At 56.4% G+C, this 14,152-nt stretch carries 13 protein-coding genes; 10 read left to right on the top strand and 3 right to left on the bottom strand.

The genetic code is table 11. The features are described 5' to 3' along the window. Nucleotides 1–14: 14 nt before the first annotated feature. Entirely contained in the window at nucleotides 15–809 is a 795-nt protein-coding gene (locus tag ACJJI6_RS15475) for a sulfurtransferase (RefSeq protein WP_413664089.1), read from the bottom strand. Next, the gene (gene rsgA, locus ACJJI6_RS15470) at nucleotides 806–1,846 is read right to left on the bottom strand and encodes a small ribosomal subunit biogenesis GTPase RsgA (protein ID WP_445355230.1); all 1,041 of its coding nucleotides are present in this window, start codon (nucleotides 1,844–1,846) and stop codon (nucleotides 806–808) included. The genes ACJJI6_RS15475 and rsgA overlap by 4 nt, the downstream gene beginning before the upstream one ends. 86 nt (nucleotides 1,847–1,932) lie before the next feature. Between rsgA and orn the strand changes: the two genes are divergently transcribed. After that, nucleotides 1,933–2,472: an oligoribonuclease gene (gene orn, locus ACJJI6_RS15465; RefSeq protein WP_108731440.1), complete on the top strand. Its 540-nt coding sequence runs from the start codon at nucleotides 1,933–1,935 to the stop codon at nucleotides 2,470–2,472. Between the two features lie 13 nt (nucleotides 2,473–2,485). Here the strand turns inward: orn and queG are convergent, their stop codons facing one another. Next, nucleotides 2,486–3,595 (bottom strand): tRNA epoxyqueuosine(34) reductase QueG, encoded by a 1,110-nt coding sequence (queG, locus tag ACJJI6_RS15460; protein ID WP_475711107.1) that lies wholly within the window; start codon nucleotides 3,593–3,595, stop codon nucleotides 2,486–2,488. Nucleotides 3,596–3,729: 134 nt separating this feature from the next. On the opposite strand from queG, the gene ACJJI6_RS15455 reads away from it, so the two are divergent. The 9 genes from ACJJI6_RS15455 to hflC all read left to right on the top strand — a co-directional run bounded on the left by ACJJI6_RS15455 (nucleotide 3,730) and on the right by hflC (nucleotide 14,140). Next, entirely contained in the window at nucleotides 3,730–5,211 is a 1,482-nt protein-coding gene (locus ACJJI6_RS15455) for an NAD(P)H-hydrate dehydratase (RefSeq protein WP_475711105.1), read from the top strand. Next, a complete protein-coding gene (gene tsaE / locus ACJJI6_RS15450) occupies nucleotides 5,211–5,705 on the top strand; it encodes a tRNA (adenosine(37)-N6)-threonylcarbamoyltransferase complex ATPase subunit type 1 TsaE (protein WP_475711104.1) in 495 nt (164 codons plus the stop codon). The genes ACJJI6_RS15455 and tsaE overlap by 1 nt, the downstream gene beginning before the upstream one ends. 55 nt (nucleotides 5,706–5,760) lie before the next feature. Then, the gene (locus tag ACJJI6_RS15445; protein WP_413664095.1) at nucleotides 5,761–7,071 is read left to right on the top strand and encodes an N-acetylmuramoyl-L-alanine amidase; all 1,311 of its coding nucleotides are present in this window, start codon (nucleotides 5,761–5,763) and stop codon (nucleotides 7,069–7,071) included. 45 nt (nucleotides 7,072–7,116) lie between these two features. Further along, nucleotides 7,117–9,003 (top strand): DNA mismatch repair endonuclease MutL, encoded by a 1,887-nt coding sequence (mutL, locus tag ACJJI6_RS15440; RefSeq protein ID WP_475711103.1) that lies wholly within the window; start codon nucleotides 7,117–7,119, stop codon nucleotides 9,001–9,003. Nucleotides 9,004–9,073: 70 nt separating this feature from the next. Further along, nucleotides 9,074–9,997, top strand: a complete 924-nt coding sequence (gene miaA / locus ACJJI6_RS15435; protein ID WP_413665829.1) for a tRNA (adenosine(37)-N6)-dimethylallyltransferase MiaA — start codon at nucleotides 9,074–9,076, stop codon at nucleotides 9,995–9,997. 191 nt (nucleotides 9,998–10,188) lie between these two features. After that, nucleotides 10,189–10,473: an RNA chaperone Hfq gene (gene hfq / locus ACJJI6_RS15430; protein ID WP_020413623.1), complete on the top strand. Its 285-nt coding sequence runs from the start codon at nucleotides 10,189–10,191 to the stop codon at nucleotides 10,471–10,473. 131 nt (nucleotides 10,474–10,604) lie between these two features. After that, nucleotides 10,605–11,915, top strand: coding sequence for a ribosome rescue GTPase HflX (hflX, locus tag ACJJI6_RS15425; RefSeq protein ID WP_413664097.1), 1,311 nt, complete (start codon nucleotides 10,605–10,607; stop codon nucleotides 11,913–11,915). 186 nt (nucleotides 11,916–12,101) lie between these two features. Continuing rightward, complete coding sequence (gene hflK / locus ACJJI6_RS15420) at nucleotides 12,102–13,256, top strand: FtsH protease activity modulator HflK (RefSeq protein WP_475711102.1); 1,155 nt, start codon at nucleotides 12,102–12,104, stop codon at nucleotides 13,254–13,256. Nucleotides 13,257–13,267: 11 nt separating this feature from the next. After that, complete coding sequence (gene hflC, locus ACJJI6_RS15415; protein WP_413664098.1) at nucleotides 13,268–14,140, top strand: protease modulator HflC; 873 nt, start codon at nucleotides 13,268–13,270, stop codon at nucleotides 14,138–14,140. Nucleotides 14,141–14,152: the final 12 nt, after the last annotated feature.

Below are 14,152 nucleotides of genomic sequence, written 5' to 3'. Positions count from 1 at the left end.
TTTTCTCAATGTATCTACTGCTGTACCGGCGTATTGGGCAAATTGCCCCACTCACTCCAGGAGCCTGGATAAGCGCGAATATCCAATCCCAGGGACTTGCCCACTAACCAGGTAAAAGCGGAGCGGTGATGGCTCTGGCAGTGGGTGACAATCTTGTGTGAGCTATCAATTCCCAGTGCAGCGAGGAATTCGCGGGCATCCGCACGAATACGCAAATCTTTTTGCGGGTCCATCAATTGGGTCCACTCGCAATTGATGGCTCCCGGGATATGACCGCCCTTCATGGCCAGGACCCGCTCACCGCGATATTCCTGGGGTGAGCGAGCATCCCAAACAAGGAATTCATCATTGCCCAGTTGATCCTGGATTTGCTGGGCGTCCATCGCAGCTGTGCTGTTGACGGTGATTTGAATATCACTCGGCTCAATATCCGGTGCCTCGGTAGTGAGAGGAAGGCCGGCGCCTCGCCAGGCCAACATGCCACCATTCAAGTAGCTGTAATTGCGGTGGCCTATCATTTCCAAGGTCCACAAAAAGCGCCCAGCCCAACCGCCACCTTCGTCATCACAGGCGACCACATGTTGTTCCGGCTTCAAGCCGATAGCTTGAAAAATCTGGGTCAGCTGTTCGATACCGGGAAGTTTGCCCGGTGCGGGCGCGGTGCCAGCCATCAGCGCCTGGAACGGCAGATGAATAGCACCTGGAATATGGCCGTTGAGGTAATTGTGGGGTGAGCTGAGGTCTACAATCAGCAGTTCTTCGCGCTCAAGCTGAGTCGCGAGCTCTTCCGCTTCGATGATCAGTTTCAAAACTTGTTCTCCGATTCCAGGCTGTTGCGCAAATGCAGAAAACTATTCATGCGGCGCTCGCTAATTTTTCCATCGGTCAGAGCCTCCTGGATAGCGCAACCGGGTTCGCCCTGGTGGCGGCAGTCGCGAAAGCGGCAGTGTCCTATAAATGGTCGGAATTCCACAAACCCTTCCAGTAGGGCGGACTCCTCCATATGCCAGAGTCCAAACTCGCGAATCCCGGGGGAGTCTATCAGATCACCCCCACTGGGCAGGTGAAACAGTTCCGCCGCAGTGGTGGTGTGAGTTCCCTTTTGGGTTGCCTCTGACAGAGCACCGGTGCGGGCGCCCGCACTGGGAAGCAGTGCGTTGACCAGGGATGACTTGCCCACCCCGGACTGCCCTACAAAAACGCTACATCCTTGCGCAAGGGTTTCCAGCAGCTCCGGCAGGCCCTCGCCAGTTTTGGTGGATAACCGTAAAACCGGATAGCCGAGCTCCGGGTAGGGGGCGAGCAGCTCCTCCAATGAATCGCGATTGCGTTCATCGATCAGGTCGGTTTTGTTGAGCAGCAGCATGGGTGCTATACCGGTGGTCTCTGCGGCTACCAGGTAGCGGTCTATGGCATTGGCAAAGGGTTCGGGGTAAGGGGCGATAACGATCAATATGCGATCGATATTGGCTGCAACAGTTTTCAGGTCGCCGTAGCGATCGGGTCTTTGCAGCTCGGAATTGCGCGGCAGGCGCGCGCCGATAACACCAATGCCCCCATCGCTGTCTTCGCTGGCAGGGTGCCAGGCAACGCGATCGCCGGTCACCAGGGTTTCGATATTGGCGCGCAAATGGCAGCGCTGGCGCAGGCTCGGATCACTCTCGCTCTCCACTAAAACCTGTGTGCCATAGTTGGCGATAACCAGGCCGATCTGTTCCTGCTCCAGTTGCCCCTCTTCCAGGGCCTCTTCGGCAGATTGCTCACGCTTGCGGGCGCGGGCTTCACGTTCCTGCTGGATTTTGTTGATACGCCACTGTTGGCGGCGATTTAATTTGCGTTTACTCATGCACTAGCACCTGGAGACTAGCGGCGGATTATAGCTATTGCAGGGTAGTTGCGGTAACTTGCGCGGAAAGTTTGAGGAGACCCGTTGTGGATCAGAACAACCTGATCTGGATTGACCTGGAGATGACAGGCCTGAATCCGGACAAAGAGCGCATTATTGAAATTGCCACAATCGTGACGGATTCACGCCTGGAGATTCTCGCCGAGGGTCCCTCAATGGTCATCCACCAGAGCGATGCCTTGCTAGATGCAATGGATGAATGGAATACCGAACAGCACGGTGGTTCCGGGCTAGTAACGCGGGTTAAAGAGTCCAGTATTTCTGAAAGGGACGCGGAAAGGGAGACCCTGGAGTTCTTGCGACAGTGGGTCCCTGAGGGAGCATCTCCCATGTGTGGCAACTCTATCGGCCAGGATCGCCGCTTCCTGGTGAAATATATGCCGGAGTTGGAATCCTATTTCCACTATCGCAACTTGGATGTCAGCTCGGTGAAGGAATTGGCTCGTCGCTGGCGCCCAGAGGTTTTGGATGGAGTTAAAAAACACAGCAGCCATTTGGCGCTCGACGATATCCGCGATTCTATTGAGGAATTGCGCCACTACCGCGAGACTTTTTTCCGCCTCTGACCCCCACTCTCGATTAGCCAGCGGGCTTGCGTTTGATTTTACGCTTGCGCCTGCGCCCGCTGCGCAACCGCTCCAGCGCCCAATCGATATGCTCCAGAACCAGGGGCGTGGCGTCGACGCGCGCACTCTCCAGGGTGTTGATGACTTCGGGCGTGGCCTCCCCATTGCCCAGGGCTACAGCCAGGTTGCGCAGCCAGCGCTCGTGGCCGATTCGGCGAATCGCCGAACCCTCAGTCTTGCGCAGGAACTCCTCTTCGCTCCAGGTAAACAACTTCAGTAGCTCACCATTGTCCAGTCCGTGTCGGGGATGAAAATCTTTTTCCTTGGTGGGCTTGGCGAACTTATTCCAGGGGCACACTATTTGGCAGTCGTCGCAGCCGTATATTCGGTTGCCGATGGGCTCGCGAAATTCCTCAGGGATTGGGCCTTTGTTTTCAATAGTGAGGTAGGAGATGCAGCGCCGCGCATCCAGGGTGCGGTCATCGATAAAGGCATCGGTGGGGCAAACCCTGAGGCAGGCGACACAGTCGCCACACTGATCATGCTCCTCGCTGATATCTATGGGGAGTGGCAAGTTGGTGTAGATTTCGCCGAGGAAAAAGTAAGAGCCGGCGGTCGAATTCAGTACCAGCGTATTTTTACCAATCCAGCCCAGGCCGGCCTTGGCTGCCAGGGCCTTCTCCATTACCGGGGCGCTGTCGGTAAAAGCCCGACCTTTCGATTCAATGCCCCGCTCGGCGCAATAGGTATCAATTTGCTTTGATAGATTGGCCAGGCGTTTGCGGATCAACTTATGGTAATCGCGGCCATTCGCATAGCGGGATACATAGGCCTTACTCGAATCCTTCAACACTTTAATCGGCTGGGTGTCCGGCGGCAGGTAGTCCAGACGCACGCTGATTACCCGCAGTGTTCCCGGCTCCAATAATTCGGGGCGCCAGCGTTTCTCACCGTGAGCGCCCATCCAGTCCATGTCAGCGTGATAGCCCGCATCAATCCAGGCGCGCAGGCGTTCCCCTTCCTCCTCCAGCTGGCAATCGGTAATACCCACTTGTTGGAAGCCCAGTTCTCTGCCCCAAATTTTGATCTGTTGGGCTAAGTCGGCGAGCAGTGATTCGGTCATAGATAAAGCGGCTCGATATTCCCTGCAAGCACAATGCCTGGCCGGGGCGGTATACTTTGCGGTTGGCGCAAACGATGGCGATGTAATTGCCTATTTTGCCACAGATGAATTCTTGACCACATCGCGGGAGCTGCATGGACACGCCTCAACCTCTATACAGTGCCGAGTCGGTACGTGAGCTGGATCGACAGACGATTGCTGCACTGGAAATCCCCTCCATTCAACTGATGAAGCGCGCCGGTCGCGCGGCTTTTTCACATCTACGCAGGCACTGGCCGGAGATCGGCCGCCTACAGGTTTTCTGCGGTGGTGGGAACAACGGTGGGGATGGCTATGTGATTGCCGCCCTCGCCGCGCAAAAGAAAATCCCGGTCACCGTTTATGCGTGTACCGATCCTCAGCACCTGAGTGGCGATGCCCGGGAGGCCTATGAGTACGCCTGCCGGGAAGGTGTCCAGGTGGTGAACTCTCTCGCAGAACTGGATACGGCGGATGCCAATACACTGATTGTGGATGCATTGCTGGGAACGGGCTTTAGCGGTGAGCTGCGCTCCGGCGTGGCGCATGCGGTTGAGCGAATCCGCAAAAGCCCTGGCCCGGTGTTGGCTGTGGATATCCCCTCCGGTCTGAGTGCCGATACCGGCAGTGCCGGCGAGGCGGTCAGTGCCGATATAACGGTGACTTTTATCGGCCGCAAAATGGGGCTCTACTGCGGTCGCGGCCCGGCGCTCTGCGGAGAGGTAATTTTCGAAGGCTTGGGGGCACCTGAGGCTGCCTACCGAGCAGTTGAGCCTTTGGCTATGCGTTACGAGGCTGATGCCATCCGTCGCCTGTCAGCGCGTGCCGCCGATAGCTTTAAAAACCAGTTTGGCCATATTTTGGTTGTCGGCGGTGATACCGGATTTGGCGGTGCTGCATTGATGGCTGCGCAATCCTCAGCGCGCTGTGGAGCCGGGCTGATTTCCCTGGCGACCCGCCCTGAGCATTTGTCCGCAGCGTTAACTCGCAGTCCAGAAGTGATGGCCCATCCGGTGATTTCCGGGCAGGAGCTGGAACCGCTGCTCGAAGGCCCCAGCGTAATTGCAGTGGGCCCCGGTTTGGGACGCTCCCCCTGGAGTGAGCAGCTGCTGGCGCGAGCCGGCCGAGCTGAGGCGCCCTTGGTCGTAGATGCCGATGCATTGAATATTCTCGCCGAGGGCCGGGTTCTGGCCGGGGTCCGGCGGGATGACTGGGTGTTGACCCCACATGTGGGGGAGGCCGCCCGCCTCCTGGGTTGTGATACCGCCGAGGTGCTCGCCGATCCTCGCGCCGCTGCTATTGCAGTTCAGCAAAAATTCAGTGGAGTAGTGATATTTAAAGGCGCCGGTACCCTGATTGCACATGATGGTGGTGTTGATCTTATCAACAGCGGTAACCCGGGTATGGCTTCCGGTGGTATGGGAGACCTCCTCACCGGTATTGTTGCAGCATTGATTGGCCAGCACTTGCCGCTGGTGGAGGCTGCCCGACTGGCGGTGTGGTTACACGGAGAGGCGGGTAATCGCGCTGCCGAAGAGGGTATGCGGGGATTACTCGCTACGGACTTATTGCCCTGGATTAGACGTTTGGTAGATTGATGGCGAGTGAATTGAAATTACATTTGGCTGATGAAGCAGCCACCGTATCCGGTGGCAACTCACTCGGGCAGGCCTGTCTCGCGGCAGGCCTGCAACAGGGGTTGACGCTGTATTTAAATGGTCAGCTGGGCGCGGGAAAGACAACTTTTTGCCGGGGGGTACTGAGGGCCTTTGGGCACGAGGGTGCGGTAAAGAGCCCCACCTACACCCTGGTGGAACCTTACGAACTTGAGGCTCACCGGGTTTACCACTTCGATCTTTATCGTCTGGGTGACCCGGAAGAGTTGGAGTTTATGGGGGTGCGGGATTATTTCTCTGCGCAGAGCTTGAGCCTTGTAGAGTGGCCCGAGCGGGGTGAGGGCATATTGCCGGCTCCAGACTTGGAAGTTGAGTTGGAAGTACCGGAAAGTGGCCGCCAGCTCAGGTTAATTGCGCACTCGCCCCAGGGTGAGCGCGTAATAGACCTGCTGCAAAAGCTGCTGCGAGCATCCTGAAAACGCCTGAACACAGGGAAATACTGATACCAATAAGCAAAGGGGCTGGGAAGTAATGAGTTTTATGTGGCGGTCTCTGTTAGTTGTCGCGCTGTGGTTGGCAGTTTTCCTGCCGGCTTCTGCGACGCAAGTGGAAGGTGTGCGCGTCTGGAGAGCACCCGACCATACGCGTCTGGTTTTTGATTTAAGCGACCCGGCAGAGCACAAGTTATTTACCCTCAAGGACCCCCACCGGGTGGTTGTCGACCTCTCTGATACCGAGTTGAAGGCTGAGCTGGACAAGTTGGACCTGGACAAGACGCCGATCGCCCGGGTGCGCCATGCCCGTCAGAATAAAAAAGATCTACGGGTTGTATTGGACCTTAAGCAGCAGGCCAATCCGCGCAGCTTTGCTTTGCGGCGCCATGAAAACCTGCCGGATCGATTGGTGATCGACCTTTATGACGAGGTTAAAGGCAGCGAGAAGACGCTGGAGCAGGTCAGTAGTGAACGCAATATCATTGTCGCTATTGATGCAGGGCACGGCGGGGAAGACCCCGGGGCTTCCGGTCCCGGTCGCTTGCGGGAAAAGGATGTGGTGCTGGCGATTGCCAAACAGCTGCACAAAAAGATAAACGGTGAGAAGGGCTTTACCGCCAAACTGGTGCGTACAGGGGATTACTATATTCCTTTGCGGGAACGGGTAAAAATTGGGCGCAATATGCGTGCGGACCTTTTTGTGTCGATCCACGCCGATGCCTTTACCCGTAAAGATGCCCGTGGCGCCGGGGTTTATGCGGTCTCCTCCCGGGGCGCAACCAGTGAAACCGCCCGCTTTTTGGCCGCGAGGGAAAACGAGTCCGATCTTATCGGTGGTGCCGGCAGTTTGAGCCTAGGCGATAAGGATGACACCCTTGCCGGCGTATTGCTCGACCTCTCTATGACTGCCACCATGAATGCCAGCCTGGATATCGGCGCCAGTGTGCTGTCACAGATTGGCACCGTCACTCACCTGCACAAAAAACAGGTGGAGCAGGCCAATTTCTCGGTGCTGCGTTCGCCGGATGTGCCTTCAATTTTGGTGGAGACGGGTTTTATTACCAATCCCCAGGAAGCGAAACGCCTGCGCGATCCCAGTTTCCAGCGCAAGCTGGCGCAAAAGCTCAGTGACGGTATAGTGGCGCACTTTAAGAGCCGCCCCCCGGCGGATACCTGGCTCGCCGCCAACCAGAGCGATAAGTCTCGCAACCACGTTATCGCTCGCGGGGAGACCCTTTCGGGTATCGCGGCGCGATATAATATCTCCGTCGCCGCCCTGATGAGAGCGAATGGCATCAAGAACTCCGTGATTCGAGTGGGGCAGACCCTGAGTATTCCTTCCGGCTGAGACCTCAGTGTCGAGCGGTCCTTGCAGCATTAACAGGCCAGATTCATGCACGATAAAATCCAGCAACTCTCTCCCCGCCTCGCCAACCAGATTGCAGCTGGTGAGGTAGTTGAGCGCCCAGCATCAGTAATCAAGGAGTTGCTGGAAAACAGCCTGGATGCGGGCGCTACACGGCTAGAGGTCGATGTGGACGGCGGTGGTAGCAAGCGCATGAAAGTGCGCGATAACGGCAAGGGCATAGAGCGGGAAGACCTGCCAATGGCCCTGGCCCGCCACGCGACTTCCAAGATTCATGCATTGGAAGATCTGGAGGCGGTGGCCACCCTGGGCTTTCGCGGTGAGGCCCTCGCCAGTATTTCCTCGGTGGCGCGCCTGGCATTGACCAGCAGCCGCGATGAAAGTGGCAAGGGTTGGCAGGTAAGTGCGGAGGGCCGCGACATGCAGGCGCAGCTCGCGCCCTCGGCTCACCCCCGCGGCACCACTGTGGATGTGCGCGATCTGTTCTTCAATACGCCCGCTCGGCGGAAATTCCTGCGCACAGAAAAAACAGAATTCAATCGCATTGACGAGACGATTAAGCGCTTGGCGCTGTCCCGATTTGATGTCTCTATCAGCCTGCGCCACAACGGCAAGGGTGTGCATAATCTGCGTGCGGGCACCGGGCGGGTGGAAATGGAGCGCCGTGTCGCCCAGGTGTGTGGGCCGGCGTTTATGCAGAATGCGCTGCATATCGATGTGGAGCGCAGCGGCCTGCGCCTGTGGGGGTGGGTTGCGGAACCCGCATTCTCGCGCTCCCAGGCCGACTTACAATTCTTTTATGTCAATGGCCGGGCTATTCGCGACAAGGTGGTCAGCCACGCGGTGCGCCGGGCGTTCGCCGATGTTTTGTACCATGGTCGCCATCCGGCATTTGTACTTTATCTGGAGCTGGACCCGGCTTCCGTCGATGTGAATGTGCACCCGACCAAACACGAAGTGCGTTTTCGCGATAGTCGCCTGGTGCATGACTTCCTGTTTGGCAGTTTGCACCGGGCCCTGGCGGATGTGCGTCCGGGGCAGAAAGAGGAAACAGAAAGCGAGCCGGAGCAGGAGCGCCAGGAACAGGTCACGGGTTTACAGGCCGGTGAATTTGCCGGGCAGCATAAAATGCCACTCAGCAATCGCCCCTCGCCCTCAAATCTGCGCGAGCAGATGAACGCTTATGGCGCTCTGCACCAACCGTATCAGGACTCATCCCCGGCGACACAACAGCCGCGGGGCGCCCCTAGCAGCCGGCCAGTGCCCGTGCCCCAAGCATCTTCCGGGACGACCATAGGGGCCAGTGCGGGCATTGAAGGCGAATCAGAAGTGCCGCCGCTGGGCTTTGCTCTGACGCAGTTGCATGGAATCTATATTCTCGCGGAAAACGAGCACGGGATGGTTGTTGTCGATATGCACGCTGCCCATGAGCGCATTGTCTATGAGCAGATGAAAGTGGCTTATGCGGCCGGTGGAATTCAGGCTCAGCCCCTCCTGGTTCCAGTGAGTCTGGCTGTCAGCCAGCGGGAAGCGGACTGCTTCGAGGAGCGCAGCGAGGTGTTTACCGCGCTTGGTTTCGTATTGCAGCGGGCCGGTCCGGAGACCTTACTGGTGCGCCAGGTACCCACAATGCTGCACGGCGCGGAAGTGGAACAGCTGGTGCGCGATGTACTCTCGGACCTGCTCGGCGAAGGCGACAGCGCCCGTATTGGTGAGCGCATCAACGAAGTGCTGGGGACAATGGCTTGTCACGGTTCTGTTCGCGCAAACCGACGTCTGACAATCCCGGAAATGAATGCTCTGCTGCGGGATATGGAGCGCACGGAGCGCAGTGGCCAGTGCAATCACGGTCGCCCGACCTGGACCCAGGTTAAACTGGCAGATATGGATAAGTGGTTTATGCGCGGCCAATAGGTACGCGGCAGAAGTGGGTGGTAGTTTGAATAACAGCTTGCCGGGTGATAAGCCCCGTGTAATTTTCTTGATGGGTCCAACGGCTTCCGGCAAAACGGATCTGGCCATGGCGCTCGCCGATCGTTTGCCCGTGGAACTAATTAGTGTTGATTCTGCTCTCGTATATCGAGGCCTTGATATCGGCTCGGCCAAGCCCTCAGTAGAAGAGCTAGCTGCATACCCTCACCGTTTGATCGATGTCTGTGACCCGTCTGAGTCTTATTCGGCAGGTCGCTTCCGCAAAGATGCGCTGGAAGCTATGGCAGAAATTACCGCCGCTGGTAAAGTGCCATTACTGGTTGGCGGAACTATGTTGTATTTCCGCGCTCTGTTGGAAGGCATGGCAAAATTGCCTGAAGCGGATGCAGCGGTGAGAGCAGAAATTGAAGCACGCGCAGAGCGTGAAGGGTGGCCTGCACTGCATGCGGAGCTGGCCCAGGTGGACCCGCAGTTGGCGGCTGAGCTACATCCCAACCATTCGGTACGTATCGAAAGGGGGCTGGAAGTTTACCGCCTCACCGGTGTTCCGCTTTCGCAGTTGCGTCGCGAGCAGGAAGCTGGGGGAATACAGGAGCAGTACCAAGTGTGTCAGATGGCCATTATGCCCCGCGATCGATCCCTGCTTCACCAGCGTATTGAACTGCGTTTTCGCAAGATGCTCGCGGCGGGCTTTATTGATGAAGTCCAGGGCCTGCTGGACCGGGGAGACCTGCACGAGGACTTACCGGCAATTCGCGCGGTGGGATATCGGCAAGTTTGGCAACACTTGCAAGGCCAAACCGATTACGATGATATGGTGGCCGCTGGAATTGCGGCGACGAGGCAGCTTGCCAAGCGCCAGTTAACCTGGCTGCGGCGCTGGCCAGACCTGCTAACTTTGTACACTCAGGATGAGCAAGGTGGGGTGCGTGAGAATGACGAAATATTGGCAGAAGCCTTGAAATTTCTCGCTTAAGCATCCATAACGTGGTTGGGCTATTAAACGACAAGCCCGTTCAGTCAGTTTTCACAGAGTCCGGCCTTTTCCGGCTCGCTACTACACTACTTATACGCGTATTCAACCTCAGTCGTTTTTTGATCCGCGCTCTTCGCGGGTGCGATTGCGGCCTGCATACCGCATTCAGCTTTTTGACAAGGAGAAAAAAGATGTCAAAAGGGCACAGCTTACAAGACCCTTACCTCAACGTATTGCGCAAAGAGCGTATTCCGGTTTCTATCTATCTGGTAAACGGCATCAAGCTCCAAGGGCAAATTGAATCCTTCGACCAGTTCGTGGTGTTACTCAAAAATACTGTGAGCCAAATGGTGTATAAGCACGCCATTTCTACGGTTGTTCCGTCGCGTGCAGTGCGCGTACCGCTATTGAATCCCGCAGCCCAGCACGGCGGCGAGGGTAATGGTGAAGGCGGTGAGCGCGAATCCTTTAGCTAAAAGATCCGTATCAATTTCACCTGCACCCCGTTTTGCCGGGGCGCCAGCAGCTCGGTGAGCCCCTTGCAGGGCTTGCCGGTTGTCACCTCAGTCAGGGCTTATCGCGCCCTTTTCGCAATAGAGAATTCCCATTGTTTTTCGATCGACCGGAATCCGGTGAGCTCGCAGTACTGGTACACCTAGAACTCTCCGCCATCGACAGTCCCGACGACCCTCGTGAATTTGAGGAGTTGGCCCTATCTGCCGGAGCAGATCCTGTCAGTTTTATTTTCGGCCAGCGCGCCACTCCAGACCCAAAGACCTTTGTTGGCCGAGGTAAATTGGAGGAGATTCGCCAGGTAGTCAAAGATCAGGAAGCCGCCCTGGTTATCTTTGATCACATCCTGTCTCCGAGTCAGGAGCGCAATATTGAGCGCGAATTAAAGTGCCGGGTGCTGGATCGCACAGGGCTTATTCTGGATATTTTTGCCCAGCGTGCGCGAACTCACGAGGGTAAGCTTCAGGTGGAGTTGGCCCAGCTACGCCATATGGCAACGCGGCTGGTGCGAGGTTGGACCCATCTGGAGAGGCAAAAGGGTGGTATTGGCCTGCGTGGGCCCGGTGAAACCCAGTTGGAGACAGACCGGCGACTGCTGCGCGCGCGCATAGACTCCATCGAGAAGCGGTTGGAAAAGGTACGCCGCCAGCGGGAGCAGGGGCGCCGCGCGCGCTCCCGGGCAGAAATGGCCACCGTATCTCTGGTTGGCTACACCAATGCGGGCAAGTCGACCCTGTTTAATCGCCTGACCGATGCAGATGTCTATGTCAGGGACCAATTGTTTGCCACCCTCGACCCGACCATGCGCAGGGTTGAATTACCCAATGTTGGCGCCATGGTATTGGCTGATACGGTGGGATTTGTCTCTCACTTGCCGCATAAACTGGTAGAGGCATTCCGGGCAACCCTGGAAGAGGCCGCCAGTGCGACGTTGCTTCTACATGTGGTGGACGCTGCGGCAGATGACCGATTACACCTGATGGAAGAGGTGCAAACGGTTCTGGAGGAAATTGATGCTTCGGAACTGCCGCAACTGGTGGTTTATAACAAAATTGATCTGCTGGCAGATTTTGAACCGCGTATAGACCGGGATGATCAGGGTGTACCCCGGGCAGTTTGGCTCTCTGCGGTAACAGGTGCGGGTTGTGAACTTTTAATTGAGGCTATTGCCGAGCGCCTGGGCGAGCAAATGGTGCGCGGGCAACTGGTAGTGAAGCCTCATCAGTCCAGGCTGCGAGCGCAGCTATTTGAAATTAATGCGGTGCAGTCGGAAGTCTACCGCGACAATGGTGACTGCGAATTGCAAATATTATTGCCGCGTAGTGATTTCCAGCGTCTGCTGGCGCCACATATTGCTGGCAATGACGCGCCGGAATGGGTTTTGGAAGAACCCATTGCCGAGTAGTTGTCGTATAAACATTGATTTTAAAATTCAGGTCATATTGCGACCTTTAGTCGAATTTGTTCGGGGTTGGTCTCCGCAGACTGCCCACTTGCCTCAGGCTAGGGCCTGTCGGCAATATTTTGTCGGCAATGGATGCTAGAATCCGCCGAAGTAAAAGATTAAGTGATCATAGTTGGAGTAAGTTAAATGGCCTGGAATGAGCCGGGTGGTAACAATAAAGACCCCTGGGGTGGTGGCGGTAACCGCAATAACGGAGGCCCGCCCGATCTCGATGAACTACTGCGAAAAATTCAGCAGAAACTAGGTGGCCTGTTTGGTGGTGGTGGCAGCGGCAGCCCAAGTGGCGACTCTGTCAAATTTCCCTGGGTGCTGGTTATTGGTCTCGCCGTATTGATTTATGGCGGCCTGGGGATTTACCAGGTCAACGCCAACGAACAGGCGGTTGTTTTGCGCCTGGGCAAATACCACTCCACGGAATCTGCCGGCCTGCACTGGAATCCGCCGCTTATCGATAACGTCACCAAGGTCAATATGACTGAGGTGCGTACTGAGCGCACTACCGGTCAGATGCTGACCGAAGACGCCAATATCGTAGAAGTGGTACTCACTGTGCAGTGGCAGGTTGGGGATGCTGAGTCTTTTGTACTGCGTGTTCGCGATCCGGTGAAGAGCTTGCAGGAAGCCACCGACAGCGCCCTTCGTCACGTGGTGGGCTCTCTCACTTTAAACGGTGTGATTTCCCAGAACCGGACCCAAGTATCTGCCGATACGCAGGAACGATTACAGGAATATCTGGACCTGTACCAGACCGGTATACGCATTGATGTGGTTAACCTCACTGATGCTAAGGCGCCGCGCGAAGTGCAGGATGCGTTTGACGATGTGACCAAAGCCCGTGAGGACGAGGTGCGTCTGCAAAATGAAGCTCAGGCTGATGCTAACCAGATAATCCCGGTTGCCCGTGGTCAGGCTCAGCGCATTATCGAAGAGGCCGAGGCATACAAAGCCCGCGTCATCGAGAGTGCCCGAGGTGAAGCTGTACGCTTTGAGAAACTGCTGGCTGAATATGAGCGTGCCCCGGAAGTTACCCGCGAGCGTCTCTACCTGGATGCGGTACAGGATGTGATGGCCAACACCTCCAAAGTGATGGTGGATGTAGAGGGTGGCAATAACATGATGTACCTGCCGCTAGATAAATTGGCGCAAGGCGGCGCTGGAGCAGCGCGAGCAGCCCAAAGCCAGGACACCTCGCCTGTAATGATTGAGGAAGTCTATCAGCGTGTTATTGAGCGCCTTCGTCGGGATGACGCCAACACCCGTCGCAGTCAGACTATTCGCTAGGAGGGGATGATATGAATAACAAAACACTGGGTATCATTGTTGTCATCCTGGTTGGAGTATTGGTACTTTCTTCCAGCGCCTTTGTAGTGAAAGAGACTGAAAAAGCCGTGTTACTGCGCTTTGGTGAGCTGGTGCGCACCTACACCGAGCCGGGTCTCTACTTCAAAATCCCTTTTGCGGAAAGGTTGCGCAAGTTTGATGCGCGTATTCAGACGGTGGATTCCAGCCCCGTTCGTATGCTCAACAGTGAAAACAAATTCATGATGGTTGATTCGTATGCCAAATATCGAATCTCTGATGTGGATAAGTTTTATATCGCCACTCGTGGTGACGATCGCAATGCGGTGCGCCTGCTGTCGGAGCGGATCAATGATCAGCTCCGGAACGAGTTTGGTGTGCGCGATCTGCATGAGGTAGTCAGCGGCGAGCGCGATGAGTTGATGGCGGAGATCACTAAAAACCTGAATAAGGTGGCTCAGGATGACCTGGGAGTGCATGTGATTGATGTGCGCGTCAAGCGGATTGACCTGCCGCCGGAAGTCTCCGAGTCTGTGTTCCAGCGTATGCGCGCTGGTCGTGAGCTGGAGGCGCGGGATCATCGCGCCAAGGGTCAGGAGGCCAGTGAGCGTATCAAGGCTAATGCCAATCGCCAAAGAGTGGTGATTGAGTCTGAGGCCTACCGCCAGGCGGAAGAGTTACGCGGTGCGGGTGATGCAGAGGCGGCAGCTATTTACGCTGCGGCCTACAGCAAGAATCCGGAGTTTTACCGCTTTACCCGCAGTCTGCAGGCTTACAAGGAGTCCTTCCGGAGCAAGTCAGATATGATGCTGGTCGATCCAGATAGCGAATTCTTCCGCTACCTGAAAGACCCGAAAGGAGAGTAGGGCTGAAAATGC

The sequence above is a fragment of the Microbulbifer maximicatervae (SeqCode) genome, assembly GCF_056232625.1.
The sequence above is the reverse complement of the archived record's forward strand: the minus strand, read 5'-3'. Positions and strand labels throughout refer to the sequence as shown.

Excerpts from the sequence above, each read along its gene's own strand:
- rsgA (WP_445355230.1), bottom strand. The coding sequence starts at position 1,846 with ATGAGTAAACGCAAATTAAATCGCCGCCAACAGTGGCGTATCAACAAA.
- queG (WP_475711107.1), bottom strand. The coding sequence starts at position 3,595 with ATGACCGAATCACTGCTCGCCGACTTAGCCCAACAGATCAAAATTTGG.
- ACJJI6_RS15455 (WP_475711105.1), top strand. The coding sequence starts at position 3,730 with ATGGACACGCCTCAACCTCTATACAGTGCCGAGTCGGTACGTGAGCTG.
- tsaE (WP_475711104.1), top strand. The coding sequence starts at position 5,211 with ATGGCGAGTGAATTGAAATTACATTTGGCTGATGAAGCAGCCACCGTA.
- ACJJI6_RS15445 (WP_413664095.1), top strand. The coding sequence starts at position 5,761 with ATGAGTTTTATGTGGCGGTCTCTGTTAGTTGTCGCGCTGTGGTTGGCA.
- mutL (WP_475711103.1), top strand. The coding sequence starts at position 7,117 with ATGCACGATAAAATCCAGCAACTCTCTCCCCGCCTCGCCAACCAGATT.
- miaA (WP_413665829.1), top strand. The coding sequence starts at position 9,074 with ATGGGTCCAACGGCTTCCGGCAAAACGGATCTGGCCATGGCGCTCGCC.
- hfq (WP_020413623.1), top strand. The coding sequence starts at position 10,189 with ATGTCAAAAGGGCACAGCTTACAAGACCCTTACCTCAACGTATTGCGC.
- hflK (WP_475711102.1), top strand. The coding sequence starts at position 12,102 with ATGGCCTGGAATGAGCCGGGTGGTAACAATAAAGACCCCTGGGGTGGT.
- hflC (WP_413664098.1), top strand. The coding sequence starts at position 13,268 with ATGAATAACAAAACACTGGGTATCATTGTTGTCATCCTGGTTGGAGTA.